The following is a 25,792-nucleotide window of genomic DNA, read 5'->3' as shown; positions in this document are numbered from 1 at the left end:
AAAAGGCTCCTGCACTCCGATAAAGAAGTTGAGAAAGCGATCCGTATCGTTGTAGCAATCCGGTATCAAAGAGAAATCGATATGACCGCTGCAAAAATCAATTCCTTCGTCTCAACGCTTTCGGCTCCGCCTATCCCCTCAGTCATCGCGTGGGGCCGGGAATATAATGGAGCAATGGGATCTCTTATTGATCTGTCTCAAGCCGTGCCCGGTTATCCCACACATCCTGACATGCTGCGTCTCCTCGGCGAAACCGCTGCCCAGCAGGCACTGACGGGATATGGGCCGATCGAGGGAGAGCCGTTGCTGCGCCAAACCTATGCCGCGCATGTCTCGGAAGTCTACGGTGCCAAGATCGCGGCAAGCAATATTCATATCACGGCCGGTTGCAATCAGGCATTCATGTGCACGGCAATTGCACTGGCTGGCCCTGGCGATACTGTAGCGCTCACCAATCCCTTTTATTTCAATCACGATACGACCCTTTCCATGTTGGGGATTGGGCGGCGGCTGGTCGATTGCGATCCCGTCGGTGGCTTTCTTCCCGATCTCGGCTCTGCCGAGGCCGCGCTCGCCGCCGGTGCAAAGATGCTTGCCGTCGTCACGCCCAACAATCCGACGGGGGCAGTTTACCCGCCTGATCTGCTGCACGCGCTTTTTACGCTGTGCCGGAAATACGGAGCGTGGCTCGTCGTTGACGAGACTTATCGCGACTTTCTCGCCGAAGACCACGGTAGGCCCCATACCCTCCTGTCAGAACAGGGTTGGGAGGAGACGCTTGTTCTTCTGTATAGCTTCTCTAAGTCCTTCTGTATCCCCGGCCATCGCCTAGGTGCCATCACCGCCGGTCCGCAACTCATCACTGAGGTTGCGAAGGTGATGGACAATATGCAGATCTGCGCACCCCGCTCGGCTCAAATCGCTGTCGCTTCGGCCTTGCCGATCCTTTCAGGCTGGCGTGCCGGGAACCGGCTTGAAATCGCACGGCGCGCTGAGGCCTTGAAGCAGGCGGTGTCGGAATTGCCGGGCTGGGAGATTGCAGCTCTCGGCGCCTATTTCGCCTTCATTCGCCATCCCATGGCGAACCGATCTTCTTCCGAAGTTGCCGAAAAACTTGCGAGGGAGCGCGGTGTGATCTGCATCCCCGGCGCATATTTTGGAGAAGGGCAGGAGCAATATCTTCGATTTGCGTTTGCCAATGTTGATGCGGCGTCCATTGGATTGCTACCTGATAGGCTTCGCTAGCAGCCGTATTAGCTGCGTTGAGCCGCGAGCGGAAGCTCATGATAGCCGCCCCGCCAATAAAGGAGCGGCCCAATGCCATGCCGGATTTCCATAGCGCAAATGTGCCCGATCAATATCGCATGGGAATGGTGATGGAAGGCGGCGTCGAGCTTGCAGTCGAGTGCCGTCAAGGCTTTGTCGAGGACGGCCGCGCCTGTCTTGAGCCGATACCACCCGAAGCCATCGTAGCGTTCAGCACCTTTGCGTCCATCAGTGCCGGAAAAGGATTGCGCGACATCTTGCTGATCGGCTGCCAGCACATTGACACAGAAACTGCCATAGCGTTCGAACGCCGGCCAGGAGGACGAGGCTCTGTTGATGCTGACGAGCACAGAAGGACGATCGGCAGAAAATGAAGAGACAGACGTCGCGGTAAAGCCCGTTCGCTCTTGGCCCTCACCGATCGTCACGACACTGACGGCCCCGGCAAGGTGACGCATCGATAGCTTGAATTCTTCGTCGCTGATTAAAACCTCGTCATTCATTGCCCCGGCCTCAGCGTTTGGCAAAACGGTTTGCCGGCATGGAAATGCCAAGGTTCTCACGCAATGTCTTGCCTTCATATTCCGTGCGGAACAGTCCCCGGCGGCGAAGTTCCGGCACGACCAACCGCACGAAATCATCGAGACTGGCCGGCAAGGTGGGAAACATCAGGATAAAGCCGTCGGCAGCACGTGTCTCGAACCACTCTTCCATGTAATCGGCAATTTGCGTCGGCGTGCCTGTTATGCCGTTGCCAGTATGCTTTTCGGCATAATGGCGGATCAGCTCGCCAACAGTGTGACCGCTTTTGACGAAATCGACCAGTTCGTCGAACAGAGCGCTTGATCCTTTTGGCGCCGCCGGCAGTCGCTCCATCGGGAACGGCGCATCGAGTGCCACATCACGCAGATCAGCTTCCAGGAATTCAGAGAGCATCAAGCGACCGACGTCCGGATGCATTTTGTCAATGAGATAGTCAACCTTGGCCTTCGCCTCGGCCTCCGTTTCACCGACATTCACGACAATGCCGGGCATGATCTTCAGATCATCCCGATCGCGGCCATAGGCGGCCATTCGGCCTTTGACATTCTCGTAGAATGACCGATTTCGGTCAATGTTAGAGGCAAGGCTGAAGACGATCTCGGCGGTGCGCGCCGCCATATCCATTCCCGGCTCGGATCCGCCCGCCTGTGCGATCACGGGTCGGCCTTGAGGGGACCGGGCGATATTGAGCGGCCCACGAACCTGAAAATGTTTGCCCTTGTGATTAAGCGTATGGTGCTTGTCCTTGTCGTAGTAGATGCCGGATTCGCGATCGAGAAGAAGAGCGCCTTCCTCGAAGCTGTCCCAAAGGCCAAAGACGACATCGACGAATTCGTTGCCCCGCTCGTAACGCAGCGCGTGCGGGTCGAGCCCCTCGCGGTTGAAGTTGTAGCCTGTTTCATCGTGGTCGGATGTCACGACGTTCCAGCAGGCACGGCCATTGCTCAGATGATCGATCGAGGAAAAGAGGCGCGCCACATTGTAAGGCTCGTAGTAACTTGTGGAAACCGTTGCCACGAGTCCAAGATCATTAGTCGTCACTGCCAATGCCGAGAGAAGGGAAAGCGGTTCGAAGCGGTTCATCTTTGTTGGAATGCGAGCGAGCGCATTTGGATCCCCAACGGCGGCTGCCGGAGAATCAGCCATGAACATGAAATCAAACTTTGCGGCCTCGGACCGTTTGGCAACATTGAGAAGATGTGAAAAATCATTGGCGCCGTTGACGTCGCTTGCCGGATGCAGCCACGAGGCGGGATGAAAGCCAAAGGTATAGACGAACGTTCCAAGCTTCATCTTGTCAGTTCTTTTCATCGGCCTCTCCGTTGCTTGTACATGCCGCCCTCTCAAGGCGAATGAACAAATTATCGCCAAGCGTAAAAATTCATCAATGCCCTATCATTGAGTTCCGTTTTAGTTTTTCTAAACTTTGTTGCTCGGCGCCGATATAAGACCTTGCTGGCGCGAAATGGCGACGAGCCAATCCCGAAATTGACGCCCATTCGGCTTTTGCAGGGCAGCGCGATCCCATGCGAGAAAATAGCTTTCAGGGAGGGGAATGCGTATGTCGACCGGGATGACGAGGGTTTGCGCCTCGAGTTCGTCGGCAATCATCGACATCTGGGCGAGGACGACGCCGCGCTTGTTCACGGCTGCGTCAATGGCGCTGCTCGACAAGGTGAACGACAGTCCAGCTGCAGTGTCCCTGAGTATCGTGCCAGCCTTCTCAGCGAAATCGGACCAGCTTGGGTAGGGCGTGAAATGTCGTTCCCATTCGACATGCAAAAGCGGATATTCGAGAAGTTCTGCAGCAGAGGGAGTCTCGCCCTTGATCAAAGCAGGCGAGCAGGCGGGAACAACCCAATCTCGAAACAGCTCCGTATAATGCTCATGCTGCAGGACGTCCGATCCGTAGCTGATACGAAAGTCAATGTCGTCGAAACCCATGCGAGGTTCCTTGTCGCGTCCGACGATCCGCACGTGTGCATTGGGATGAAGCGCCTGCCAGTCAAAGATCCTGCGCCCAATCCATTTGTTGACGACGGAAGACAGCGCGCTGAGCACAAGGCCGTTTTCGTTACGTGCGCGCTCCAGAATCTGTTCAGCCAGTGCGAACTGTTCGAACCCTTTGGAGACCTCCTGATAATAAAGCCGCCCCCATTGCGTGAGCTCAACTGTCCTGCCATTGCGCTCCAGCAAGGTGACACCCAGGAAACTTTCGATCTTGCGGATCTGCTGGCTGATTGCCCCGGGCGAAACCTTGAGCTCAAGCGCCGCAGCACTGACACTTCCGCAACGGCCGACACTTTCGAAAGCTTGCAAACCCCTAAGAGGAACCGCCCTGCTGATCCGTTTATCGTTCAAGAAATATCTCCCTGACGCGGCGGATCGGCGACAGTTGCGTCGTGAGGATAAAAGTCTCCAGCGAACTGAAACCGATCACCAGGATGGATAAACTCGACGAAGGTGACTGTTTTAGTGTCGTTCCATGTTTGCCGGATAAGGGTAAGACAGGGCTTGCCGCGCTCTGTATCGAGCAGGCGCGCCGTCGCCGAATCGGCCGAAACGGCCCGAACGACGTGCCGTGCCTTCGACCAAGGCACGCAGTCCAGCAACCATTTGCCGGGAGGAACCGTCGCAAAACTCTCGTATCTCGCTGATGGCACAAGATCGAGCATGATGATACGGCGCTCCAGCGCATTCGCCTTGCCGTCCACCGCATGAAGGCAGTGAAGCCGAAGGATTTCCTGCCCGTTGGTTTCACCAAGCCGCATCGCAGTGGCCGTATCCAGCCTCTCGATTTTCCGAAGCAGGATCGTGTGGCTGTGATGGTGCCCCGCCAGCTCCGCTTCGGTCGAAATGTCCTTGATATCCATGACGGTGCGGTCGATCTGCCGTTCGGTGACAAAGGAGCCGAGCCTGCGGCGCCGGACGATCATGCCTCGCTCGACCAACATAGACAGTGCCTTGTTCACGGTCATGCGCGAGCATTCATATTCTTTCAGAAGCTGATGCTCGACAGGAATACGGTAGCCTGGCGGCCATAGGCCGCTGACGATCCTGCTTTCGATATCCTTCAGAATTTTCTGATGAATGGGGACCAACGTTCGCCTTGCTCCGACACTGAGTTCAGCATTCAATGGAAAGCGCACTCGCCAATCTCAGCAGCATCATGCGGCATATTTCTTGCGTTCGTTCTGTTTTCTATTTGACAGTGTAGGCTAGGCTGTATCTATTTGTATAGACAAAAACACCAATAAAAGCGGCCCCAAGGGCCAATGCCTGGGAACCTGGACCTTCCATCGGAAGGGCGTAAAACTGGAGAGCAAGACATGAGAAGAAATTCGTTTTTGAAAGGGCTGGTCGGTGCCGCACTGTTATTCGGTACGACGATAACCGCCCATGCAGCCGATACGCTTGCCGCCGTGAAAGCTGCCGGCACGTTGAAGGTGGGCACTGAAACGGCCTTTGCGCCCTTTGATTTCATTGATGCGGGCAAGCATGTCGGCCTCAACGTCGACCTTTTCGACGAAATCGGCAAGGAACTGGGCGTAAAGATCGAATGGGTCACACTTCCCTGGGACGGCGTTTTCCCGGCGCTTGAAGCCGGCAAGTTCGATGTCGTCGCCGGTCCAGCAACGATCACGAAGAAGCGCATGGAGCGCTACCGCTTTACACCCCCCTTGGCAGAAGCAACCATCGCAATCCTGAAAAAGGCCGGTGATACGACAATCAACAAACCGGAAGATATTGCCGGCAAGAAGATCGGCGTCGGCAAGGCCACAGCACAGCTCGATCAGCTAAAGGAATTCTCTGAAACTCTGCCAAAGAAGGTCGATATTCGCGAATATCCCGCCTTCACTGAATCTTACGCTGATCTTGCGGCGGGCCGCATCGCGGGTGTTGCCAATTCACTGCCCAATATCGCGTTCGTCGCCACACAGCGTAAGGGAACGTTCGAAGTCGTTCTTCCTCCATTCGGCAAGAAGTCTTATTTCGGCTTCATCGGCCTGAAGGATGCTGATCATGCCCCACTGATGGACGCCATCGATGCTGCCATGTTGAAGATCAAGGCCGACGGCCGCATGGCGACGCTGCAGAAGAAGTGGTTTGGCGCAACCTTCGACACGCCGGACTCGGTCAAGGATCCTGCATTCTAATTTGTGCTCGTTGACCGGCTGTGCCCCCGTTCTGGCGGGCACAGCCGGTCAACCGAATTTCCGCTCTTTTGATCATCACGCGGGCAAACCTCAACAATGTCCATCGAGCTCTTTGGATTGCTTTTGCAAGCGTCCATCTACACGGTGACGATAAGCTTTGTGTCGATCTTCATCGGCTTTGCAATCGCCATTCTGATTTCAGGAATGCTCCTGACGCAGAGTAAGCTTTTTGTGCTGCCTGCCCAGTTTTTCGTCAGCTTTTTCCGCGGTGTGCCGCTCTTGGTGCAATTGCTCCTGATCTACAACTTGCTTCCGGCCATCGGCATCAACGTGCCAAGCATCGTTGCCGCAATTATTGGGCTCTCACTGTGCACCGCCGCTTATCAGGCAGAGAATTTGCGGGGCGGTTTTGCCAGCGTTCCGGTGGGTCTTGTGGAGTCGGCAGAGATGGTCGGCTTGACACCGCGTCAGATCTTTCGCCGCATCAAGGTTCCAATTGCCCTGCGCCTCACCTTTCCGGCGCTCGTCAACGAGGCAATCCTTATTTTGAAGGCGTCCTCATTGGTCTCTGTGGTCGGGATCGTTGAGCTCACTCGTATGGCTCAGGATTTAGCTGGCAGCACCTTCCTGCCGTTGCAGATCTTTGCGTCGGCCGGCCTTATCTATTTTGTGATCAACTGGGTGGTCGCGCTTGCCGGCGGGCTGATCGAAAGCAGATTGCCCGGAGTGGCGCGATGACCTTTGACATCAATGTCCTGATCGGCCAATGGCCCGAAATCCTCAGCGGCGCCGGTGTCACGATCATGATCTGGATCATAGGGACCATTGCTGCGGCCATCATCGGTTTCCTGGTTGCGGTCGCTCGACAATATGGCGGTGTTATCATCGACAAGGTTCTGGGTGTCGCCGTTGCCGTTCTACGCGGCACGCCATTCCTCATTCAGATCTTCCTCGTCTATTATGGTGGCCCATTCGTTGGCCTTGAGCTTGATCCGATTCCGGCGGGACTCATTGGCATTTCAATCTATGGTGCGGCTTACTTCAGCGAAATCTTCCGTTCTGGGTTTCGCGCCGTACCAAAGGGCCATATCGAGGCTGGCGAATGCGTGGGTTTGAATCGTTTGCAGATCATCAGGCGCATTTTGTTGCCTGAAATGACGATGCTGGTGCTGCCCCCTTGCGTGAACATGGTCGTTATCTTGATGAAAGAAACAGCGGTGCTTTCCATCATCACCGTGCCGGAATTGACGGCGACGCTCAGTGCGATCGGATCCCAGCAATACGCCTTTGTCGAGGCACTGTCGGCGCTTGCGATCTTCTACTGGGTGCTGGTCGAACTGACGGGTTGGATTGGCAACCTCGCCGAAACGAAACTTTCCAGATTCAGGTTTTTTAACGCATGAGCGTACCCGCTATCGCAGTCAGAAATCTCGTGAAGACGTTTGGCGAGACAACAGTGCTTCACGGTATCGACCTTGTCATCGAACCGGGACAGGTCTCCTGCCTTATCGGTCCGTCCGGCTCCGGCAAGAGCACGCTCTTGCGATGCATGGCTTTCCTGGAAGAGGCAACGCGCGGAACAATCTCCATCAACGGCGAAGTGCTTGGCTTCACGGAGGATACGCAGGGGCGGCGAGAACGCATCTCGGCCGCAACCAATCGCTCCATCCGCGCCCAGATCGGGATGGTGTTCCAGCAGTTCAATCTTTGGCCCCATATGACAGCGCTCGGTAATGTCAGCGAGGCATTGAAAACGGTTCACAAGATGAGCCGCAAGGACGCCGAAGATGCGGCTATGGCACAACTCGTCAAGGTTGGACTTGAGGCCAGAGCCGGGCATTATCCCTCCCAGCTGTCCGGCGGACAGCAGCAACGCGTTGCGATCGCTCGCGCCTTGGCACTGAAGCCGAAGATCATGCTCTTTGATGAACCGACATCATCGCTCGATCCGGAGCTGACCGGAGAGGTCTTGAACGTGATGCGTGATCTGGCTGCCGAAGGAATGACTATGGTGGTCGTATCGCACGAAATCGGATTTGCCGCGACCGTCGGCCAGCAGATCATCTTCCTCGATCATGGCAAAGTTCTCTTCAGCGGGCCGCCGCAGGAGGTTTTCAAGAAGCCGAGAAATCCGCGTTTGGAGCAATTCCTCGATACCTATCTCGACCGAGGAGCCTCAATGTTGCTGTAGCGCGCGACTTCGTCGGTCGAATGGATATCCGAGCGCTCTTAGGCAACGATGCGCTCTTCCAAGAAGGAGTTGGCGACAGACTCTAATGAAAAAAGGGCAGCGCCGCGCTGCCCTTTCCTCTTTCGTTCTTCAGCCGACGAGACGTTTACTCCGCTGCCACGACCGCACCGGCCACAGGTCGCAGCGTTAACATGCTGAACAGCACGACCATCATTGAGCAAAGGCCGATGCCGGCAATCATAGGCAAGGACGTGCCGTCAAAGAATAGCGAGACCAGCGCCGTCACCAGCGAGGCGGCCACAAATTGCAGCGTTCCCATCAAGGCAGAGGCGGTACCCGCTATACGACCATGCGCTTCCAGAGCCAGTACCGCCGCAGACGGAACCACGAGGCCGAGGAAGCCGTAGCCTGCGAGCAGAAGGACGGTCATGACCGCAAAATTGTCGATACCCGCAAGACGCGTCGCTAGAAGCAAAACCATCATGGACGAGTAGAGCAACGCGGCTGTGCGCACGACGCGGCGCAAGCCGTAGCGCTTGGCGAGCCGCGCATTCATCTGCGAAAAGACAAAGAACGGGATCGCGTTGAGAGCGAACATCATTCCGTAGGCAGACGGCGAAAGGCCGAAATGCTGGATAATCACAAAGGACGAATTCGAGACGTAAACCATGTAACTGGACATTCCAAAGGCGGCTATGCCGACGATGCCCAGAAAATAGGGATCGACCAACAGTCGTCCGTAATTGCCCAACGCTCCAGATAGACTGCTTTCGAGCCTCTTCTCACGGGTGCGCGTCTCGTTGAGAACAAAGGTGACAAGAAACATGCCGAGCAGCCCAAAAACGGTCAGAACCCAGAAGATGTCGCGCCAAGTCGCCATGGAAACGATCAAGCTGCCTGCCAGCGGGGCAAGCAATGGCGAGATACTGAAAACCAACATGAGGAGCGACATCAATCGGGCAGCCGCCGGACCGGTATGTAAATCGCGAACAATGGCGCGGGCGATGACGGCCCCGGCTCCGGCCCCTAAGCCCTGAATAAACCGGAAGGCAATCAGCGCATGGACGCTCGGCGCAAGCGCACAGCCGATCGCGCCAATCATGTAAATGGTCATGCCTGCAATGAGGGGTGGACGCCGACCGAACATGTCGGATAGCGACCCATAGACAATCTGAGCAATCGCCATGGCGATAAAGTAGGACGTCAGGCTTAACTGCAGCGTGCTGCCATCAGTATGAAATTCCTCCGCAATCGAAGGCAGAGACGGCAGGTAAATATCCAGCGCCGAAACGCCAACAGCGGATAGAAAGCCAAGAATGAGAGCATAGTAGAGCGTTGAGGACTTCATGGAAATCTCTCCGGATTTTTTGGAGGATGGCTGCAGCCGCAATAAGCATTCGCGGCCACCATTGTTAACTGCATTTTAGACACTAATGTCCAATTGGACAAGACTGTCCAATTTGAAAATTTTCGATGCAAGGATTATCTTGGCGCCATGAGCACAGAAGCAGTTGAAACACCGGCGCTAGCCAAATCCAAGCGTGACCGCATCATAGAGGCGGCAGCGACCATTTTCTGTCAGGATGGTTATGCCGGTGCCAGTATTGACGCTGTGGCAACAAAGGCCTCGGTCTCGCGGCAGACCATCTACAACCACGTCGGCGATAAAGATGGGCTCTTTAAGGAAGTCGTTTCTGCGCTCACTGAGAAGAGCGCGGCCCGTTTCGATAGTCTACTGCAAACATTTCCGACCAAACCGCATGACCTCAATGCCGAGCTGACGGAATTCTCTGCCCGATTCCTGAACCAGCTGACCCAAGATAAGACGAGCCGATGGTTGCTGCGCCTGGCGGAGAACGAAAGTGGGCGCTATCCAGAATTGTTCACGATATGGCGCGAATATGGCTCGGGCCGTAAACGTTCGCTGATGGCGGCGCGTATGTCGGAACTGGCGTCAGGTGGCTATCTTGAATTTGACGATCCGGTTCTCGCCGCACGCCAATACATGGCGCTTTTGACCGCCGAGTGGCGTGCCGAATTTCAACTTGGCCGCTTCCCGAGCGAAGAAGAATGCACCCGTATGGCGGAACGGGCTGCAAAGACATTTTTGCGCGCCTTTGCTCGGCGCTGAAGAGAGGCAGTGCCTATATGGCCGCCAAAGCCGAGATGGCATCCCAGGCAAACTTTTCAAGCCGTTGCCGTTCGCAGGGCGCATGGGCTCGCTCAGTTAACCCTTGACGGACCCAAGCGGCAAGATCCGAATTTCTTTTGGATGCTGCTTGAGGATGCGGAGCAGAGGTCGAGCAGACCCTCCGGCAGCATGAAATCTAGTGACCGGCGAAGCCGCCGACACTTGCGGCATGGCTGATGCGGAAACGCTTGCGACCAGATAGCTCCGAAGCCAAGCATCTCCCTTTGGCCCGTCTGCAGCCAGAAGCACGCCAAGCGTATAGATCTATAGTTGCATCAATTCTGAGACAAGCGCCGCTAGTACACGCGTACTATTGTGAATCTCCTGCTTTTCTTATTTTTGGACACTGCAATCAGAGATCATCACCTTTCCTGAGATGACCTGATTTGAAAGCAGATGTTTCGAAGAAGGAGACTGATATGAACACTTCTGTCAGACTGGATGACACCACTCAATCAGCCGTGCGTGAGCTGGATCTTCACGAAATGGAACAGGTCAGCGGCGGAGCCATCGAATTCACTGTACTCGGCTACACGTTCTTTCACGGTGGCATTGCAGGTGGTGGATCGATGACGACGATCACTCACAATGGTGGCTACGTTTACTATGAGACCTGCTGGCCTAAGAACTAAGGCCTGACAGGGTTGCATGACTTGGAAAACGCAGCGTCACCCTGCGTCAAGTCATGCAAGCCATCGGTTCACAGCGGAAGTCAGCGCTCGTCAACTATTTTCGCCTTTTCCAAAGCCAGTAGACGACGCACAGCATCCATTACCACAAGGCAGACCTAAAGCGGGAGCAATGCCCTGAAGCACCAACCGGCACACCTTTTCCGACCGGAAGTTCGGGAAGCGCAATCGCTTGCATGGCTTGGTCGGCCGATCGCCGTTCAGAGCGTACCTCTTGAGCTCAGTTCGCTCGTATCTTTAATCATCGTTGGACTTGCTGTCCTTCTCCTCACCTTCGGGCAGTACACCCGTAGGGTCAGGGTTGAAGGCGTCATCATGCCGTCTGCCGGCATTACCCGGCTCCTCGCACCCAATAGCGGATGGATTAGCAAACAATGGGTGAAGGATGGCCAGCCCGTGCACCAAGGCCAACCACTCTATGCGCTGCGGCTGGATAATGTGACATCCGACGGCTCGACTGGCCAGAGGATGATCGCGCTGCTGAAGGACAAGCGAAGCGTCCTGGAAAACAAGATTGAAAGACAGGACGCGCTTAACAGGGAAAAGAAGGCTGCTTTAGTGGCTGTCCGCAATGATATCGAGGCGGAAGGCAAACAGATTGATTCCCAGATCGCTCTTGCAACAGAACACCTGCAGCTTCTCAACGAGATGGCGGAGAAGCAGAAAGCAAATCTCAAGCGCGGCTTCGCGAAAGACTCTGACTATGAGCCAAGGCTGCAAAGTTATATGGCGCAGCAGGCGCAGCTCGAACAACTAAGGCGGGACAAGGCCGAGCTTCAGACACGCCTTCAGGATACGACGTCCCAGCTTGCTTCGTTTGATCTGACTGCAGCTTCCGATTTGAGCCAGACGCGTCAGGAAATTATCGACGTTGAGCAAGGCATCGCGGATGCCCAGTCGAAGTGGGAGATCACCGTGACGGCTCCGCGGGATGGTGTCGTCTCTGCAATGATCGCACATGAAGGGCAGTCTGTTTCAAGCGGCATGCCTCTTCTTTCCGTCATTCCCAAAGGCGATGCATTGTCCGCCCAGTTGCTGGTTCCCAGCAGCGCCATTGGATTCATAAAGCCGCAACAACGCGTTCTGCTGCGCTACGACTCATTCCCCTATCAGCGCTTCGGCCAATATCTTGGAACCGTCGCGGCAATCTCCGGGTCCACAATGTCGGCTGACGAACTGCGCGTTGCCGGGCTTGAAGTATCTGATGGTGAGCAACGCGATCAACTGTACCGCGTTACGGTGCAGCCCGATCTCACCGGTGTCGAGGCCTATGGAAAAACTATGCCGCTGCAACCCGGAATGCGCTTGGAGGCAAGCATTCTGACCGATACTCGCCCGCTCTATCAGTGGATCCTCGATCCCCTCTATAGCCTCACTCGAACCACCGTCTCCCGACCGTGAGGTTTCCATGAACATTCCGCCAGTTCTATCCCTTTTCTTCGAGAAGACTGCCGGCGCGTTGCGCTCACGCACTCCAATCGTTATCCAGTCGGAGACGACGGAATGCGGCTTGGCATGCCTGGCGATGGTCGCCGGACATCACGGATACTCGATAGACCTGCCCGCGATGCGGCGCAAATTTTCGACCTCCCTTCAAGGCTCGAGTTTGCGTCATCTGACCTTGATTGCCACTGCCTTGTCTCTCGCTACGCGGGCTCTCAAGGCTGACCTTCCTGCGTTAAAGACACTGAGGCTTCCGTGCGTTCTGCATTGGGATCACAACCACTTTGTCGTCCTCACCAAGGTCGATCGAAAGGGCATTGTCATTCACGATCCCGGCCTCGGCAGACGATGCCTCAGCTTGGACGAGGCTTCCAAGCATTTTACCGGTGTCGTCCTTGAAGCTTGGCCGACCGAGCAATTTGAGCGCAAGACCGAAAAGGAAGCCGTCAGTATTTGGGAAATGGTCAAGCGCACCAGAGGCCTTTCTCGATCTGCCTTTGTCGTGCTGGGCCACTCGCTTCTCCTCGAGGCCGTGACGATTGCAATGCCGATTGCCTTCCAGCTCGTCATCGATCAGGTCGTCGTCACGTCAGACCACGATCTCTTGACGCTGATCGTCCTTGGCCTGTTTCTCCTGTTGATGGTGAAGGTCTTCACCAGCTTTATCAGGTCAAGGATTGTCCTGATGGTCGGCTCGACCATTGCCATGCAATGGAAAGTCGGCCTCTTCGATCACCTAATGCGCTTACCGCTCGATTTCTTTGAAAAGCGTCATGTTGGCGATGTTGTTTCCCGTTTCGGCTCGTTGGACGAAGTCCAGAAGACGGTGACCAATAAAGCAGTCTTCGCGATCGTTGACGGCCTGATGTCGATCGCGCTCGTCTTCATGATGGTCTTGTACGGCGGGAGCTTAATCCTCGTCGCTGCGATCTCGACGCTCCTTTACGCTTTGCTTCGCTCCTTCACCTATGCACGATACCGCTCTCTTTCTGATGAAGTGATTGTCCATGAAGCACGGGAAAACTCGCACTTTATGGAAACGGTTCGGGGTGCCGCCAGTCTCAAGGCCCTCAATCTTGAGGCGCAGCGCCGAAGCCTTTGGATAAACTATCTCGTTGAACGCGTCGGGGCCAAGGTTCAGGCAGAAAAATTCAATATCGTCTTCCAGGCCGCAGGTCAGATCCTGTTCGGTGCAGACCGGATCCTCATGATCTATCTTGGAGGCAGCGCCATCCTGAGCGGCTCGCTCTCCGTCGGAATGTTTATCGCATTCCTATCTTATAAGGATCAGTTTGCCGACAGGATCAACAATTTCCTCGACACATTCGTGTCGCTTCGCATGCTTTCTCTGCATGGCGAGCGCATCGCCGACATTGCCCTCACAACGCCGGAAGAAGACGATCTGCCGTCGCCCGCCATCATCATCGACAGGAACGCTTCGAACTATGGCTCTCTTTCGCTTCGCAACATTGGCTTCCGCTATTCCGAAAATCAGCCTGACATCTTGAAAAATGTCAGCATGACAATCGATCAAGGTGCGAGTCTCGCCATCATCGGCCCGTCTGGCGCAGGAAAGTCGACATTGCTCAAGATCATGGGTGGGCTGATCAAACCAACGCACGGAGAGGTGATTTTTTCCGGCCAACCCGTTGACGCGATTGGCAGGGCGAACTATCGCGATCATATCGGCTTCGTCCTGCAGGAGGACCGTCTTTTCACCGGATCGATTGCCGATAATATTGCCGGGTTCGCCAGCGAGATGGACAGAAACCTGGTGCAGTTTTGCGCACGTTTGGCAGCTATTCATGACGATATCATGCAGATGCCGATGACCTACGAGACGATGGTCGGCGATATGGGTTGCGCCTTATCGAGCGGGCAGCGGCAGAGGATCATTTTGGCGAGAGCTCTTTACCGCAAGCCCAAGCTACTTCTGCTCGATGAAGCAACAAGCCATCTGGATGAAGACAACGAAGCGCGCGTCAATGCCGCTCTCAAACAGCTTTCGATTACCCGCGTGATAGTCGCGCACCGTCCGTCTTCAATTGCCGTTGCGGACCATGTGTTCGAGATTGCTGGGGTTTCGATGTCGGCTACTATGTGATCACTTCGTGATCGGCATTTTTTCCCAGATGCCGGTAGGGGATTGGCCCGACAGCACCGGCCCGAAATTCGGGATCGCGTTTCGCTAGTCTTATGCGGGAGGAGATAAGCCTTGACCAAGGACCTCAGACAGCCGATCCGCCACGTTACCCTCCCATCGCAACTTTCGAGAACATCAAGAGAGCATCATCATCTCCAAAAGCGCCGATAAGCTGAGCTCCGATGGGTAGACCGTCCTTGGATGTCGCGACGGGAAGGCTGATGGCTGGAAGTCCAGCGATATTTACCCACCCAGTAAAAACGGCGTGACCTCTTGGCCCGGCAGTTTTTCCGTCAATCCGATCCGGATAGGCATCCTCTGCAGGCCATGGAAGTGCTGCGGCGCTGGGCGTAAGGATGAAATCGTAGTCTGCAAAGACATCTCTCATTCGAGCTCGTAGCGCAGCGACCCCTTCGAGCGCCTCGACATAGTCTGCACCGCTGATCGTGTTCCCATCTTCCGCCATTACCTGAGCAGACACGCCGCCCAGCGAAGCGAGATTAGGGTATTGACGCATGAGATAGGCGACACCCGATCGGGAAACAATGCGCCAAATTTTATTTGCAAGATCGAGATCGAAAACGATCTTACCCCGCACGAGATCACCCCCTAGACCCGCCAGGCGCTCTGCGAAATCATCGATGGCATTGGTGATTTGTGGATCGACCGGGCTGTCGCCAAACCGTGGGATATAAAGGATTTTTGGATTGCCGGAACGTCGAGAAGGAGCTTCTCGAAGCAAAGATCGACGGTCCAGGGGATGCGAGCCCTTCAAGACACCGTCGAGAAGGATCGCGTCAGCAACATTGCGGGTCGCCGTTCCAATTACTTCGAAATCGAGCAGGATGGCGGGAAAGCCCAGGGCCCGCGCAACGCGTCCTGTTGAAGGTTTCCAGCCGACAAGTCCCGTGTGGCATGCCGGTCTACGGATCGAGCCACCGCCATCCGTGCCGATGGCGGCTGGCACCAGTCCTGCCGCGACGCCAGCCACCGCGCCGCCGGACGAGCCGCCTGGGGTCAATCGCGTGTCCAAGGGGTTGCGAGTCACACCGAAGAGATCGTTTGCGGTATATCCCTCCAGCGTCAGTTCCGGCACGTTGGTCTTGCCGATCAGGATAGCACCGGCTTCTCGCAACCGCGCAACCGGCAGTTCATCCTGTTCGGGAACGAATTCCTTTAGCGCGCGACTGCCCCATGTGGCAGGCACGCCTTTCATCAAAAGGTTGTCCTTGATCGACAAGGGAATGCCTTCCAACGCGGAGCGTGCTTTGCCTTGCGCCAAGTGCTTGTCACTCTCGCGGGCAGCATTTTCTGCGCCCGCATAGTCGATCGCGACGAAGCTGTTGAGAACGCCATCCAGTTTCTCGATCCGTTCAAAGCAGCGCTGAAGCAGAGCTTCAGCCGTCAAGGCGCCGCTTCGCAGCGCCTTGCACAGGTCGCCGATATCCTCCGGCATGGTCATTTCCTTTCGTCAATCAGAGAGGTTTGCCGATGGACGCCGGCAATTTGCTGGAACGTCCGAGCCCAGCGAGCACGGCAAGTGCGATGACGTAGGGAGCCATCTGCATGACATAAGAGCTGACGGGAACGCTCATCGACTGAAGTCGGAGCTCGAGTGCCTCCGTCGCGCCGAACACAAGACAAGCAGCAGCCGCACCCCACGGGTTCCAACGCCCGACAATCAGGGAGGCAAGTGCCAGATAGCCACGACCCCCTGTCATTCCGTCGGTGAAAGTTCCAACCTGCTGAAGGGAAAGAACTGCTCCGCCCATACCAGCGATAGCACCGCATCCGATGACTGCAGCGATGCGGATTTTCATGGGGTTGCTACCCGCCGCAAAGACAGCTTCAGGATTTTCGCCCGTCGCGCACAGCATGAGGCCCGTTTGCGTCCTGTAAAGAAGGAACGAAAGGATCGCACAACCGGTCAGCGCCAGATAGGTCAAAGGGGGCTGGATGAAAAGCAGGGGGCCGACAACTGGGATCTTCGACAGGCCGGGGATAGCCCAGGATGCCAAGGGGTCGAGATGGATGGCGATTGGGCTGCCGCTGCCCGACACGATGCGCATGATGTAAGTGGTCAACCCCAGCGCCAGGATGTTGCAGGTCAGGCCCGTCACCATATTATCTGCCCGGTGTCGTACCGTCACGATGGCAACAAAGGTGGCCATCACGCCACCGCCAATCGCCGCGAATATTACGCCAGCAGTTGAAAAGCCGGTCAGCCAAGTTCCGAGAACTGCGGCGAATGCCCCGGTCAGCATCATGCCCTCCAACCCCACCGCAAAGACACCTGCGCGTTCGGACAAAATCCCCCCAAGCGCAGCAAAAATAAGGGGTGTGGCGATACGAATGGCGGCAGCAAGAAAATCGATCATGTTCGACGCACCGTTGCGGCTAGGATAAAGAGCATGGTCGCGGCCTCGATGACTGTGACAAGCGATGAAGGCACGCCGATTTGCCTTTGCATGGCAAGGGCTCCCGTTTCGAGAAAGCCGACGAAGAGGGCCGCAGGAATGGTCAGCGCAGGCTCCAGCGCGCCCAGCAAGGCGACGGTAACGGCCTTGAACCCAAATCCGCTGGAAAACCCTTCGATCAGCCGATGCTGCAGTCCGAGGATTTCCACGCCGCCGCCAAGCCCCGCCATAGCGCCTGCACTCAGCATGAGCTGCCAAGTAATGCCGGCGATCGAGAAACCGGCATAGGCCGCAGCGGGTCTGGAACGGCCGGCAACACGGACGCCAAAGCCAAAAGTTGTTTTCCATAGGAGGAAGGAAACCAAAGCTGCAGCAAGGACGGCGAGGACGATGCCGATATGAAAATCGAAAACGGGAATGCGCGGCAACCAAACGGTCCTTGGCATCAGAGGGGACTGAAGAAAGCCCGCGCCTGGTTGGCCGAGTACGCTGGAAAGCAACAATTGAACAAGCAGCAGCGCCACGAAATTCAACAGCAGCGTCGCCAGGACCTCATGCACGCGTCGAAAAAGGTGAATTGCCGTGGCAAGTCCCGCCCATAGACCGCCCGCCAGAGCCGCCACGACGAGAGCCGTTATGGCGGCTGCGGGCCCCGGTATGCCCGGCCAGGCGAGGATCGTCGCCGTCGCCCCGATCCCGCCCATGGCGATCTGACCATCAGATCCCATGTTGATGACGCCGGCCCGGAAGCACAAAGCAAGACCAGCGCCGGCAAACAGATAAGGTGAGGTGCGATTGAGGGCAACGCCGATCTGGTGCGGCGAACCGAAGGCGCCGGCCAACAGCGCCGAAAAGGCTTCCAGCGGATTTTTCTGCGCAAGCAAGATAAGCACGGCCGCTACCACGACAGACAGGCCCAGTGCGACGAGGATCCGCGGCAGAAAGCCGTCCTTTTGTAGCCGTAGGGAAAAGCGCTGCGGCGCTTCGCTCGGCGTTAACGCACTATTGCTCATGCAGCCCGCTCCGACATCCACAAGCCGATTTGCGGCATGTCGACGGCCTCGCGTGCCACGACACCGGCAAGTCGGCCTCCTGCCAAAACTGCAACGCGATCGCCCACTGCAAGGACTTCTTCCAGTTCGGAAGAGATATAGATCACGGCAGATCCAGCATCCCGCAAAGCGATGATCTGCTCAAGAACGAAGCGCGTTGCGCCGGGGTCGAGCCCCCAGGTCGGCTGGTGGGCCACGAGCACTGAAGGGCGACGAGCAAGCTCGCGTGCAATCACGATTTTCTGTTGGTTGCCGCCAGAAAGACTGCCAGCCTTCGTAAGCGGCGATGATGCCCGGATATCGAACTCCTGCATCAAAGCCTCCGCTCTGCGGCGGGCCGGCATCATCGTCAATAAACGTCCTAAGCTATAGGGCGGGCGGGCGACATCCCGCAGCATCAGGTTTTCCATGATCGTCATAGTCTTGACGAGAGCCGTCATCGAGCGATCGGCCGGCATATAGGCAAGCCCAGCGCCTGTCCGATCTGACGGTTTCGCAAGCGTAATATCGCCATCGTCAAGGGTCACTCGTCCGGCAGTAAGAGGCCGCAGTCCCGCCAGCGTTTCTGCCAGCTCCAGTTGCCCATTTCCATCAACGCCGGCTATGGCTAAGATTTCGCCGCCGCGAACCTCCAAATCGAGGGGACCGATGCCGTCTCCTGTCAGTTCGCGCACGGAAAGACGAATGGGGCCTTTCTCCTGCGCTTTCACCACGTAAGGCGTGGTGACGTCCCGGCCGACCATCATCTCGGCAAGCTGCGCCTTATCGGTATTTGCGACCACGGCCTTACCAGAAACCTTTCCGGCCCTGAGAACAACGACCTTGTCGCAGACTTCGATGACTTCCGGCATTTTATGCGTGATGAAGATGATGCCCTTTCCCTCGCTGCGCAAACGCTTCAGGATGATGAGCAGATCACGCACCTCCACTGGCGCAAGATTGGACGTCGGCTCGTCAAGAATGAGGAGTTCAGCGTCTCGCAGCACAGCCTTCAATATCTCGACGCGCTGCCTTCGTCCTAAAGGCAGGTCCGCTACACGCGCATCGGGATCCAGGTCAAGGCCAAGCCGACGGTTGGTTTCCCGGATTTTCTCGGCGATCGCCTGCCGCTTCAATAGCTTGCCCGCTTCCGGCCATCCTAGCATGATGTTTTCCAGAACCGTCATGGCGTCGACAAGCATGAAATGCTGGTGGATCATTGCGATACCAAGCGCCATGGCCTCGCGCGGGCGATGGTCGGAAAGCTCACGGCCACGGAATACGATGCCGCCGCCGTCGGCTTCGACCATGCCGAAGAGCACTTTCATCAGCGTGCTCTTTCCGGAGCCATTTTCGCCCAGCAAGCCAACGATCTCACCTGCAAAGACATCCAGATCGATACCGTCGTTGGCGCGCAGGGTGCCATAGACCTTCACCATGCCGCGCATTTCCAGAAGAGCCGCCATCGAAATCCTCGATTAGACAAAGGTGGAAGCGCGAAGCATGTCGCGCCCCCGCTTTAGCATCAGCTGCCGCTACGGGCATCCTTGTCGGTCGGTGTGATCTTGAGTTTACCCGAAGCAAAATCGGCAGCCATGGCCTCGACATCTTTAGCAACCGCTTCAGGCACAGCCGGTCCAAACGCCTTGTCTGCGCTGTATTTCAGCGATGCACCTGTGGTCTTGCCGCTATCGTAGCCATACTGCACGAAAGTGCCGAAGAGCTTACCCGCCTTGACCTCGTCCGCTGTGCTGCCGATCATTGACGGCCAATCTTCCACGATATTTGTCAAAACGAGATCGGGTGCGATGGCTGTCTGATCGAAACCGCGCCCGGTGACGAATACCTTCTTTTCCTTTGCGGCTTGAACAAGACCTGCCTCGGCGGCATTCAACTTGCCGGTCAGAACATCTGCGCCATTGCCGATCAGCGAAAAGGCAGCTTCCTTCGCCTGTGCGGCATCTTCCATATCCTTGATGTAGAGAATGGTGACCTCAGCGCCTGCCTTTGTCGCGCAGAGCCTGAAAGCGCCCGCTTGCGCCGTGATGTTAGGCACGCCTTGCAGGCCGTATATGCCGCCGACCTTATGGGTTTTGCTCATCTTTGCGGCCAGAAGACCGAGCTGGCAACCAAATTGCGCGTTGTTATAGTCGATGGACATAACATTCGGCTCGGCGCCTTCGTTACCGCTCACGGCGATAAACTGTGTCTTTGGAAAGTCTGGTGCGACTTGCTGCATAGCCGAGACGAAGCGTCCTGAATGACCGAGAACGATGTTATAGCCCTGGCTTGCATAATCGCGAACGGCTTCGGCTTCGTCGGCATCGGCGACGTTTTCGCTGTAAGCTGTCTTGAACCCATGTGGTTCAAGACTTTTTACGATGGCATAGCCAAGCGCATTCCAGCTCTGGTCATTGGCGCTGCCGGGAAGCAGGATAGCCGCCTTGTCTTCGGCATTGGCAGACGTGGCGCTGAAGGCACCCGCAAAGCCTGCAGAAAGCATGATAATAGCGGTCGCTGCCGACAGACGCCGGCAACGTGAAATGATTCTGGTCATGGCGATAAACCCTCTGTGGTTCTTGCTTTTTGTTTCGTTGCAACCGGCATCGGCATAGACACCCCCGCCCGCCGGATGGAGGGAGTGCTTGGGAGAATTCAAACTTGAACGATGGCCGCGATCGGCGCTTCGCCCGGCTTGCACTGATGCTCGGTTCCCCCGGAAACGAAGATCTTTGCGTCTCCGGTGACGGATGTGATGACCGCACCCAATGCAGCACGCGCATGGCGCTCGTAATTGATATCGGCATCGGACAGCATGGTTGTGCGTGATCCACGCAGCATCCCACCAACCGGCGCCTCGGCTTTGGCAAAGATGGCCTTCACACGCTCCAAGGCAACAGGTGAACTGACATCATCGCCCGCCGCATTGGAAATGGCAGCGCGCACCGCGTCGCCGTCGACAACATCTTTCAAAACTGCATGTCCGATTCTCAAATCACCGCCAGCTTTCGCGGAATTTCCGAACAGGAGGATCTCGCAATTGCGCAACTCGCCGCCCGCTGAGGTATTTGCTACGGAAGAGTAGAGGTCCATCCGCTTGGCAATTGCATCATCGGTGAGTTCGGCTTCGTTCACCTCGCCGAGCGCGACGGCAACGCCAAGAGCAGTTGCACCTCTGGCGTAGGGCTTTGAACCGTTTGGATCATTGGTGACGAGCTTCACGCCACGACTTGCGGCATCGGCGACCAAGGCTGGCGTGAGTAGCGGGCCTTTGACCTGAACGTAATGAACGTCGTTCGCATCATCGATCCCGGCTTCGTCGAGTGCTTTGCGGACCGCATTAGCAACCTCTCGGACCTCCACCATCGTGCCCACCTCTTCCGGCAAAAAGTCTCGTGTGAGGGCAATGCCGAGGGCAAGACGCTTTCCAGCGGCGGGTGCCGCTTCAGATCGCGTAAACACTGTCGTGTGCGGACTCAGCACGCCTTCGGTCCCGCCCGACCATACAAAGGCGATGCGCCTGGTGACCTCGTCTGGAGAAAGATTGAGATAGGGAGCAAGAAGCAGTGACAGAGATTGCGTCGCGAACCCACGGGTGAAGTCGTTCGCGCCTCCATTGCCTTCCGTCTTGCCGATCATGGCGACGATCTCACGCGGATTGATGCTACCCGCCTCGATCTGCCGCTTGAGATCTGAGACGTCACCGGGATTTCCCATCTTGACCTTGTGAACACCAACTTGCATCCGCTATTCCTCGCTGACTGCCTATATCTTATGCGAGGCTAATTTCTGTGCAAGTTGATTGGAATAAATTTCACGATGTGGAATGATGGGCTCATTGAACCGCACAGCAAGGTCATAGGTCAGCGGGAATTTCCATGGAAAAGCAAAATGTTAAAGAAAGCGGCAGCGTCCAGTCCATTTATCGCGCCCTTTCCATTCTCGAGTGCCTGGGCGAGTCTGATGACGGCCTGACATTGAAGGACATCGCAGCTCAAGTCTCTCTTCCCCCTTCTAGCGCGCACCGCATCCTGACGACATTGCAGCGCCAGAGGTTTGTACGTTTTGATCCGGCAAGCATGTGCTGGAGCGTCGGCGTGCAAGCATTCCTCGTGGGAAATGCATTCGCGCGGTCTCGCGACATGGTCACAATCGCCATTCCCTTTATGCGCCGCCTGATGCTCGCGAGCGGAGAAACAGTCAACTTTTTCACGCTCGACGGATCGGAAGTTGTTTGTATGGCACAAGTCCAGAGCCAGCAAATGGTGCGGGCGATATCGAGACCTGGCGGGGGAGCGGAAATGCATCGGTCTGCCGCCGGAAAGATGATCCTCGCGCACATGAGTGCGGAGGAGGTGGCCGCCATTATCGAACGCAAAGGCATGACCCGCTACACCACCCATACCATCACGACTCTTGATGCACTCACTCAAGAGCTAGCGCTTATTCGCCAGCGCGGTTTTTCAGTCGATAACGAAGAGTTTGCCCTCGGTTTGCGATGTATCGCCGCGCCGATTTACGACGAGACGGGAAGTGTTCATGCGGCTGTCTCCATAGCCGGACCAAGCAGCCGGATTACGGAAGCCCGCACCCAGGCCATGGGCGAATTGGTCGAAATCTGTGCCAAAGGCATCACGGTTGAATTCGGCGGCTCACCCAAAGTCAAGAAAATTACATCGCGTGAAATCAACCATCTTCCCCGCTGACGAGATCTTCTAGAGAAGCTGAGCTCCTCCTTTCCAGGCAAGTGGCTGAAACTTCGATTTGTAAGAACCCGCGCCAGGCGTGTAATGCTCACCTAAATAGCCTGTCTTCAAAGGCAGGGGGAGCCGCTTCGATACCATCAACGAGACACGGCCGCCCAATTTCTAGCCATCGAGAGACCACTGCTTAGCCAATCAGCAAGTTTTTGACGCTTTTTTTAGTGTTTGCCTATCCAAATGGATAGGAAATTTGACTTTCGCCCTACCATCCTACCCGTCCAAAACAGCTTCAGGCCTATTCGCCTGAACCCTTTCGCCCAATTTGAAGCCGGTGCACCGTAAGGACATCGGATCAACCGGGATAGCGCCTGCGAGATCCGCAGCATTGACCAGCGACTCTGAAGGCTAGGTTGCCGGGCATCGGCAAAAAAGAGCCAAGGCTAGAGAAGGTATCGAAAATGCGTGACAATACCGTTCATGTTCGTGTCCTTTCGCCCCTTGTCACGCGTGGCTTTCGCAAGCTGGCGGATCTGAAAGCACTTGAGTATCCCGGTATAAGACTGTCCCATGCCCAGATCGCAACTGGCCCAGCCTCGATAGAGAGCGAGTTCGAAGTGGCTGTGTCCGTTCCAGGCACTTTGCTTGAGATCCTACGTGCCGAGAACGATGGCGTCGATGCTGTCATCCTCGATTGCATGGGTGATCCCGGCCTGCGCGCCAGTCGGGAACTCTCCAACATCCTGGTGATCGGACCATGTCAAACCGGCATGCATGTTGCCTCCATGCTCGGACACAAGTTCTCCGTGATCACCGTTATGCGGCGTTTGATACCATCGTTTGAAAATACAGCCGCCTTGTGCGGGCTTTCGACCAAGTTAGCGTCCGTGCGCAGTGTCGACATACCGGTCCTCGATCTTGAGAAAGATCTGACCACCACAGTAGATCGTTTAGTGGAGGAAGGTAGGAAAGCTGTCGAGCACGATGGTGCGCATGCGCTGATCTTTGGCTGCACCGGTTTAATGGGCTGCGCTTCAGGTCTGCGAGAGGGATTGCTGAAAAAGGGGATCGATGTTCCCGTCATCGATCCGGTTCCGACAGCCGTATGCGTCGCGGCAGGTCTTGTCAGGGCGAGCCTGACACAAAGCAGAACAACCTTTCCGGCACCGCCCGAAAAAGAATTGCTAGGCTTTGACGACTTGCGCGGAGCTATGTCGTCGTAGGTCGCCGAGTGAGACCAGAAGGACGGGAAGGAAAGATGACATCAACGGCAATAAGCTCGGCCACAGGGAAAAAAGACGAAGCGTCGGCTCTGCGTCAGCATAAAAGCGGTGTTGTGCTTCACGCAGGCCCCTGGCTGTTAATCTTGCCCGCGCTGCTGTTCTTCATCATATTCTTTGTCGTGCCGACAGCCTCGCTCTTCGGCCTTGCGTTCAACAAATCGGTTGCCGGCGTCATTAACCTTTCAAGCGCGTTTACGTTAGACAATTTTGTGCGTATTTTTACGCGCTCTATTTATTATGAATCGATCCTGCGCTCTGCGGGCATTTCGGCGGTCGTTGCCCTCATTTGCCTCTTCTTCGGATATCCCCTCGCCTATGTCATCGCCAAGACGGTAAATCCGGGACGGAATACCTTGCTCATGATCCTGGTTCTATCGTCTATGCAGCTCGATATGGTCATTCGGCTTTACGGCTTGATGGTTTTGCTCGGAGACAATGGCCTCATTAACGGCACTCTACTGCGTCTCGGTATCGTCTCGGCGCCGTTGCCGCTCATGTACAATACATTTGGCGTCATTGTAGGGCTGGTACAGATTACATTGCCCTTCATGGTGCTTTCGCTGATCGGCATCATTAAGTCCATACACCCTTCTCTAGAGGAAGCGGCGCGTTCGCTCGGCGCATCGCGCAGCAAAGCATTCTTCTCCATTGTGTTGCCGCTATCCATGCCGGGGATTCTGGCTGGGACGCTGCTCGTCTTTGCGCTCGCTATCTCGTCCTACGTCGTTCCTGCACTGATGGGTGGGTGGAAGGTCATGGTCATGCCCATCCATATCTATCAGCAGGTCGCTGAAACAGGACGCTGGCAATTCGGCGCAGCGATCGCAGTCGTGCTCTTCGTCACAAGCTTGATGGCTATCGCGGTTTATCACCGCGCTGCCATGCGCACCACGGGAGGACGCAGCTGATGCGCGAAGAGACATCTATTCCGCTGGTCTTCAAGCTTCTCTCGGCGCTGACGCTTGTCATTCTTCTAACACCCGTCGTCATCGTGATTCTGTCCGGTCTTAATTCCGGCGAATACCTGACCTTTCCGCCGCAGGGGCTTTCTCTGCGCTGGGTCTATGCCTTTCTCGCCTCACCGACGTTCCTTGCGGCCTATGGGGTGTCCTTTACGATTGCCGGCATTTCAACTATCATTTCCACCATCCTTGGGACCATGGCGGCGCTCTTCCTGACGCGCTCGACGAGCATGTTTGTCGCCCCCCTGCGTGCATTGTTCATGATGCCGATTGTGCTACCAGGCGTTGTTCTCGGTCTTGCACTCTATGTTTTCTATGTAACAACCGGCATTGGGCTCGCCCGAAGCATGATCGGGCTCGTCATCGGCCATGTCATTGTCACCTGCCCTTTTGTCATTGCAACCGTGACGGCGGCCCTGGTCGGTTTTGATCGAAGCCTGGAAGAAGCTGCCCGCTCGCTCGGCGCATCGCCCTTCACTGCCTTTCGCCTGGTCACCTTGAAAATCATCTCTCCGGCAATCTCGGCAGGCACCATCTTCGCTTTTATTATTTCCTTCGGTCAATTCGAGGTGACGCTGTTCCTGTCGACGCCCAATTTACAAACGTTGCCCATGGCGATGTATGTGGCGTTACGCTACGCCTTCGAGCCGACTGCAGCCGCCGCAGGCATATTTGCAATCATTCTCGTGGTCGTTTCGATGGTGACGACCTCCCGTCTCGTCAATCTGAAGCACATTTTCGGTGGCTAAAGCTGTCGGCAATAAACCGTATCCATA

At 56.1% G+C, this 25,792-nt stretch carries 24 protein-coding genes; 13 read left to right on the top strand and 11 right to left on the bottom strand.

Going from position 1 to position 25,792, the window contains the following annotated elements; translation table 11 throughout:
- Positions 1-81 precede the first annotated feature (81 nt).
- Positions 82-1,245 (top strand): aminotransferase, encoded by a 1,164-nt coding sequence (locus VQ830_RS16270; protein WP_337269193.1) that lies wholly within the window; start codon positions 82-84, stop codon positions 1,243-1,245.
- An 8-nt stretch (positions 1,246-1,253) separates the two neighbouring features.
- Here VQ830_RS16270 and VQ830_RS16265 read toward each other — a convergent pair whose 3' ends face one another.
- The 4 genes from VQ830_RS16265 to hutC all read right to left on the bottom strand — a co-directional run bounded on the left by VQ830_RS16265 (position 1,254) and on the right by hutC (position 4,910).
- Positions 1,254-1,769 carry a flavin reductase family protein gene (locus VQ830_RS16265; protein WP_337269192.1) on the bottom strand — a complete coding sequence of 172 codons (516 nt, stop codon included), beginning with the start codon at positions 1,767-1,769 and terminating at the stop codon, positions 1,254-1,256.
- A 10-nt stretch (positions 1,770-1,779) separates the two neighbouring features.
- Positions 1,780-3,120 carry an LLM class flavin-dependent oxidoreductase gene (locus VQ830_RS16260; RefSeq protein ID WP_337269191.1) on the bottom strand — a complete coding sequence of 447 codons (1,341 nt, stop codon included), beginning with the start codon at positions 3,118-3,120 and terminating at the stop codon, positions 1,780-1,782.
- 108 nt (positions 3,121-3,228) lie between these two features.
- A complete protein-coding gene (locus tag VQ830_RS16255; RefSeq protein ID WP_337269190.1) occupies positions 3,229-4,170 on the bottom strand; it encodes a LysR family transcriptional regulator in 942 nt (313 codons plus the stop codon).
- Positions 4,167-4,910, bottom strand: a complete 744-nt coding sequence (hutC, locus tag VQ830_RS16250) for a histidine utilization transcriptional repressor HutC (RefSeq protein ID WP_337269189.1) — start codon at positions 4,908-4,910, stop codon at positions 4,167-4,169. Before hutC ends, VQ830_RS16255 begins: the two co-directional genes overlap by 4 nt.
- A 228-nt stretch (positions 4,911-5,138) precedes the next feature.
- Between hutC and VQ830_RS16245 the strand changes: the two genes are divergently transcribed.
- The 4 genes from VQ830_RS16245 (at position 5,139) to VQ830_RS16230 (ending at position 8,157) form a co-directional block, all read left to right on the top strand.
- The gene (locus VQ830_RS16245) at positions 5,139-5,966 is read left to right on the top strand and encodes a transporter substrate-binding domain-containing protein (RefSeq protein WP_337269188.1); all 828 of its coding nucleotides are present in this window, start codon (positions 5,139-5,141) and stop codon (positions 5,964-5,966) included.
- A gap of 96 nt (positions 5,967-6,062) precedes the next feature.
- Complete coding sequence (locus VQ830_RS16240) at positions 6,063-6,704, top strand: amino acid ABC transporter permease (RefSeq protein ID WP_337269187.1); 642 nt, start codon at positions 6,063-6,065, stop codon at positions 6,702-6,704.
- Positions 6,701-7,369 (top strand): amino acid ABC transporter permease, encoded by a 669-nt coding sequence (locus tag VQ830_RS16235; protein WP_337269186.1) that lies wholly within the window; start codon positions 6,701-6,703, stop codon positions 7,367-7,369. The genes VQ830_RS16240 and VQ830_RS16235 overlap by 4 nt, the downstream gene beginning before the upstream one ends.
- Positions 7,366-8,157, top strand: a complete 792-nt coding sequence (locus tag VQ830_RS16230) for an amino acid ABC transporter ATP-binding protein (protein ID WP_337269185.1) — start codon at positions 7,366-7,368, stop codon at positions 8,155-8,157. The genes VQ830_RS16235 and VQ830_RS16230 overlap by 4 nt, the downstream gene beginning before the upstream one ends.
- Positions 8,158-8,302: 145 nt before the next feature.
- On the opposite strand, the gene VQ830_RS16225 is transcribed toward VQ830_RS16230, so the two are convergent.
- Positions 8,303-9,505, bottom strand: a complete 1,203-nt coding sequence (locus VQ830_RS16225; protein ID WP_337269184.1) for a multidrug effflux MFS transporter — start codon at positions 9,503-9,505, stop codon at positions 8,303-8,305.
- A 147-nt stretch (positions 9,506-9,652) separates the two neighbouring features.
- Between VQ830_RS16225 and VQ830_RS16220 the strand changes: the two genes are divergently transcribed.
- The 4 genes from VQ830_RS16220 to VQ830_RS16205 all read left to right on the top strand — a co-directional run bounded on the left by VQ830_RS16220 (position 9,653) and on the right by VQ830_RS16205 (position 14,584).
- Positions 9,653-10,288 (top strand): TetR/AcrR family transcriptional regulator, encoded by a 636-nt coding sequence (locus tag VQ830_RS16220; RefSeq protein ID WP_337269183.1) that lies wholly within the window; start codon positions 9,653-9,655, stop codon positions 10,286-10,288.
- A 479-nt stretch (positions 10,289-10,767) separates the two neighbouring features.
- The gene (locus VQ830_RS16215) at positions 10,768-10,980 is read left to right on the top strand and encodes a hypothetical protein (RefSeq protein ID WP_337269182.1); all 213 of its coding nucleotides are present in this window, start codon (positions 10,768-10,770) and stop codon (positions 10,978-10,980) included.
- Between the two features lie 372 nt (positions 10,981-11,352).
- On the top strand, positions 11,353-12,438 hold the full coding sequence (locus VQ830_RS16210; protein ID WP_337269181.1) for an HlyD family secretion protein: 1,086 nt from the start codon (positions 11,353-11,355) through the stop codon (positions 12,436-12,438).
- Between the two features lie 7 nt (positions 12,439-12,445).
- Positions 12,446-14,584, top strand: a complete 2,139-nt coding sequence (locus VQ830_RS16205; protein ID WP_337269180.1) for a peptidase domain-containing ABC transporter — start codon at positions 12,446-12,448, stop codon at positions 14,582-14,584.
- Positions 14,585-14,729: 145 nt separating this feature from the next.
- On the opposite strand, the gene VQ830_RS16200 is transcribed toward VQ830_RS16205, so the two are convergent.
- The 6 genes from VQ830_RS16200 to atzD form a co-directional block, all read right to left on the bottom strand.
- Positions 14,730-16,079, bottom strand: coding sequence for an amidase (locus VQ830_RS16200; protein WP_337269179.1), 1,350 nt, complete (start codon positions 16,077-16,079; stop codon positions 14,730-14,732).
- Positions 16,080-16,098: 19 nt separating this feature from the next.
- On the bottom strand, positions 16,099-17,001 hold the full coding sequence (locus tag VQ830_RS16195) for an ABC transporter permease (protein ID WP_337269178.1): 903 nt from the start codon (positions 16,999-17,001) through the stop codon (positions 16,099-16,101).
- Entirely contained in the window at positions 16,998-18,053 is a 1,056-nt protein-coding gene (locus tag VQ830_RS16190) for an ABC transporter permease (protein ID WP_337269177.1), read from the bottom strand. Before VQ830_RS16190 ends, VQ830_RS16195 begins: the two co-directional genes overlap by 4 nt.
- Positions 18,050-19,537, bottom strand: coding sequence for an ABC transporter ATP-binding protein (locus VQ830_RS16185; RefSeq protein WP_337269176.1), 1,488 nt, complete (start codon positions 19,535-19,537; stop codon positions 18,050-18,052). Before VQ830_RS16185 ends, VQ830_RS16190 begins: the two co-directional genes overlap by 4 nt.
- Positions 19,538-19,596: 59 nt before the next feature.
- Entirely contained in the window at positions 19,597-20,628 is a 1,032-nt protein-coding gene (locus tag VQ830_RS16180) for a BMP family protein (RefSeq protein ID WP_337269175.1), read from the bottom strand.
- Positions 20,629-20,726: 98 nt separating this feature from the next.
- The gene (atzD, locus tag VQ830_RS16175) at positions 20,727-21,815 is read right to left on the bottom strand and encodes a cyanuric acid amidohydrolase (RefSeq protein WP_337269174.1); all 1,089 of its coding nucleotides are present in this window, start codon (positions 21,813-21,815) and stop codon (positions 20,727-20,729) included.
- 134 nt (positions 21,816-21,949) lie between these two features.
- On the opposite strand from atzD, the gene VQ830_RS16170 reads away from it, so the two are divergent.
- From VQ830_RS16170 to VQ830_RS16155, 4 genes are all read left to right on the top strand, one after another.
- Positions 21,950-22,777: an IclR family transcriptional regulator gene (locus VQ830_RS16170; protein ID WP_337269173.1), complete on the top strand. Its 828-nt coding sequence runs from the start codon at positions 21,950-21,952 to the stop codon at positions 22,775-22,777.
- A gap of 455 nt (positions 22,778-23,232) precedes the next feature.
- Positions 23,233-23,994, top strand: a complete 762-nt coding sequence (locus tag VQ830_RS16165) for an aspartate/glutamate racemase family protein (RefSeq protein WP_337269172.1) — start codon at positions 23,233-23,235, stop codon at positions 23,992-23,994.
- A 35-nt stretch (positions 23,995-24,029) separates the two neighbouring features.
- Positions 24,030-24,962 carry an ABC transporter permease gene (locus VQ830_RS16160; RefSeq protein WP_337269171.1) on the top strand — a complete coding sequence of 311 codons (933 nt, stop codon included), beginning with the start codon at positions 24,030-24,032 and terminating at the stop codon, positions 24,960-24,962.
- Positions 24,962-25,765: an ABC transporter permease gene (locus tag VQ830_RS16155; RefSeq protein ID WP_337269170.1), complete on the top strand. Its 804-nt coding sequence runs from the start codon at positions 24,962-24,964 to the stop codon at positions 25,763-25,765. The genes VQ830_RS16160 and VQ830_RS16155 overlap by 1 nt, the downstream gene beginning before the upstream one ends.
- Positions 25,766-25,792 lie beyond the last annotated feature (27 nt).

The sequence above is a fragment of the Oryzifoliimicrobium ureilyticum genome (assembly GCF_037199735.1).
Taxonomy (GTDB): Bacteria; Pseudomonadota; Alphaproteobacteria; order Rhizobiales; family Rhizobiaceae; genus Rhizobium; species Rhizobium ureilyticus.
Note: the sequence above shows the minus strand (reverse complement) of the source record. Positions and strands in the feature narration are given on the sequence as shown.

Bases quoted from the DNA above. Each gene is read 5' to 3' on its own strand.
- VQ830_RS16160 (WP_337269171.1), top strand. From the start codon at position 24,030: ATGACATCAACGGCAATAAGCTCGGCCACAGGGAAAAAAGACGAAGCG.
- VQ830_RS16200 (WP_337269179.1), bottom strand. From the start codon at position 16,079: ATGCCGGAGGATATCGGCGACCTGTGCAAGGCGCTGCGAAGCGGCGCC.
- VQ830_RS16205 (WP_337269180.1), top strand. From the start codon at position 12,446: ATGAACATTCCGCCAGTTCTATCCCTTTTCTTCGAGAAGACTGCCGGC.
- VQ830_RS16220 (WP_337269183.1), top strand. From the start codon at position 9,653: ATGAGCACAGAAGCAGTTGAAACACCGGCGCTAGCCAAATCCAAGCGT.
- atzD (WP_337269174.1), bottom strand. From the start codon at position 21,815: ATGCAAGTTGGTGTTCACAAGGTCAAGATGGGAAATCCCGGTGACGTC.
- VQ830_RS16270 (WP_337269193.1), top strand. From the start codon at position 82: ATGACCGCTGCAAAAATCAATTCCTTCGTCTCAACGCTTTCGGCTCCG.
- VQ830_RS16245 (WP_337269188.1), top strand. From the start codon at position 5,139: ATGAGAAGAAATTCGTTTTTGAAAGGGCTGGTCGGTGCCGCACTGTTA.
- VQ830_RS16180 (WP_337269175.1), bottom strand. From the start codon at position 20,628: ATGACCAGAATCATTTCACGTTGCCGGCGTCTGTCGGCAGCGACCGCT.
- VQ830_RS16155 (WP_337269170.1), top strand. From the start codon at position 24,962: ATGCGCGAAGAGACATCTATTCCGCTGGTCTTCAAGCTTCTCTCGGCG.
- VQ830_RS16240 (WP_337269187.1), top strand. From the start codon at position 6,063: ATGTCCATCGAGCTCTTTGGATTGCTTTTGCAAGCGTCCATCTACACG.
- VQ830_RS16230 (WP_337269185.1), top strand. From the start codon at position 7,366: ATGAGCGTACCCGCTATCGCAGTCAGAAATCTCGTGAAGACGTTTGGC.
- VQ830_RS16210 (WP_337269181.1), top strand. From the start codon at position 11,353: ATGCCGTCTGCCGGCATTACCCGGCTCCTCGCACCCAATAGCGGATGG.
- VQ830_RS16225 (WP_337269184.1), bottom strand. From the start codon at position 9,505: ATGAAGTCCTCAACGCTCTACTATGCTCTCATTCTTGGCTTTCTATCC.
- VQ830_RS16190 (WP_337269177.1), bottom strand. From the start codon at position 18,053: ATGAGCAATAGTGCGTTAACGCCGAGCGAAGCGCCGCAGCGCTTTTCC.
- VQ830_RS16195 (WP_337269178.1), bottom strand. From the start codon at position 17,001: ATGATCGATTTTCTTGCTGCCGCCATTCGTATCGCCACACCCCTTATT.
- VQ830_RS16185 (WP_337269176.1), bottom strand. From the start codon at position 19,537: ATGGCGGCTCTTCTGGAAATGCGCGGCATGGTGAAGGTCTATGGCACC.
- VQ830_RS16170 (WP_337269173.1), top strand. From the start codon at position 21,950: ATGGAAAAGCAAAATGTTAAAGAAAGCGGCAGCGTCCAGTCCATTTAT.
- VQ830_RS16165 (WP_337269172.1), top strand. From the start codon at position 23,233: ATGCGTGACAATACCGTTCATGTTCGTGTCCTTTCGCCCCTTGTCACG.
- VQ830_RS16215 (WP_337269182.1), top strand. From the start codon at position 10,768: ATGAACACTTCTGTCAGACTGGATGACACCACTCAATCAGCCGTGCGT.
- VQ830_RS16260 (WP_337269191.1), bottom strand. From the start codon at position 3,120: ATGAAAAGAACTGACAAGATGAAGCTTGGAACGTTCGTCTATACCTTT.
- VQ830_RS16235 (WP_337269186.1), top strand. From the start codon at position 6,701: ATGACCTTTGACATCAATGTCCTGATCGGCCAATGGCCCGAAATCCTC.
- VQ830_RS16265 (WP_337269192.1), bottom strand. From the start codon at position 1,769: ATGAATGACGAGGTTTTAATCAGCGACGAAGAATTCAAGCTATCGATG.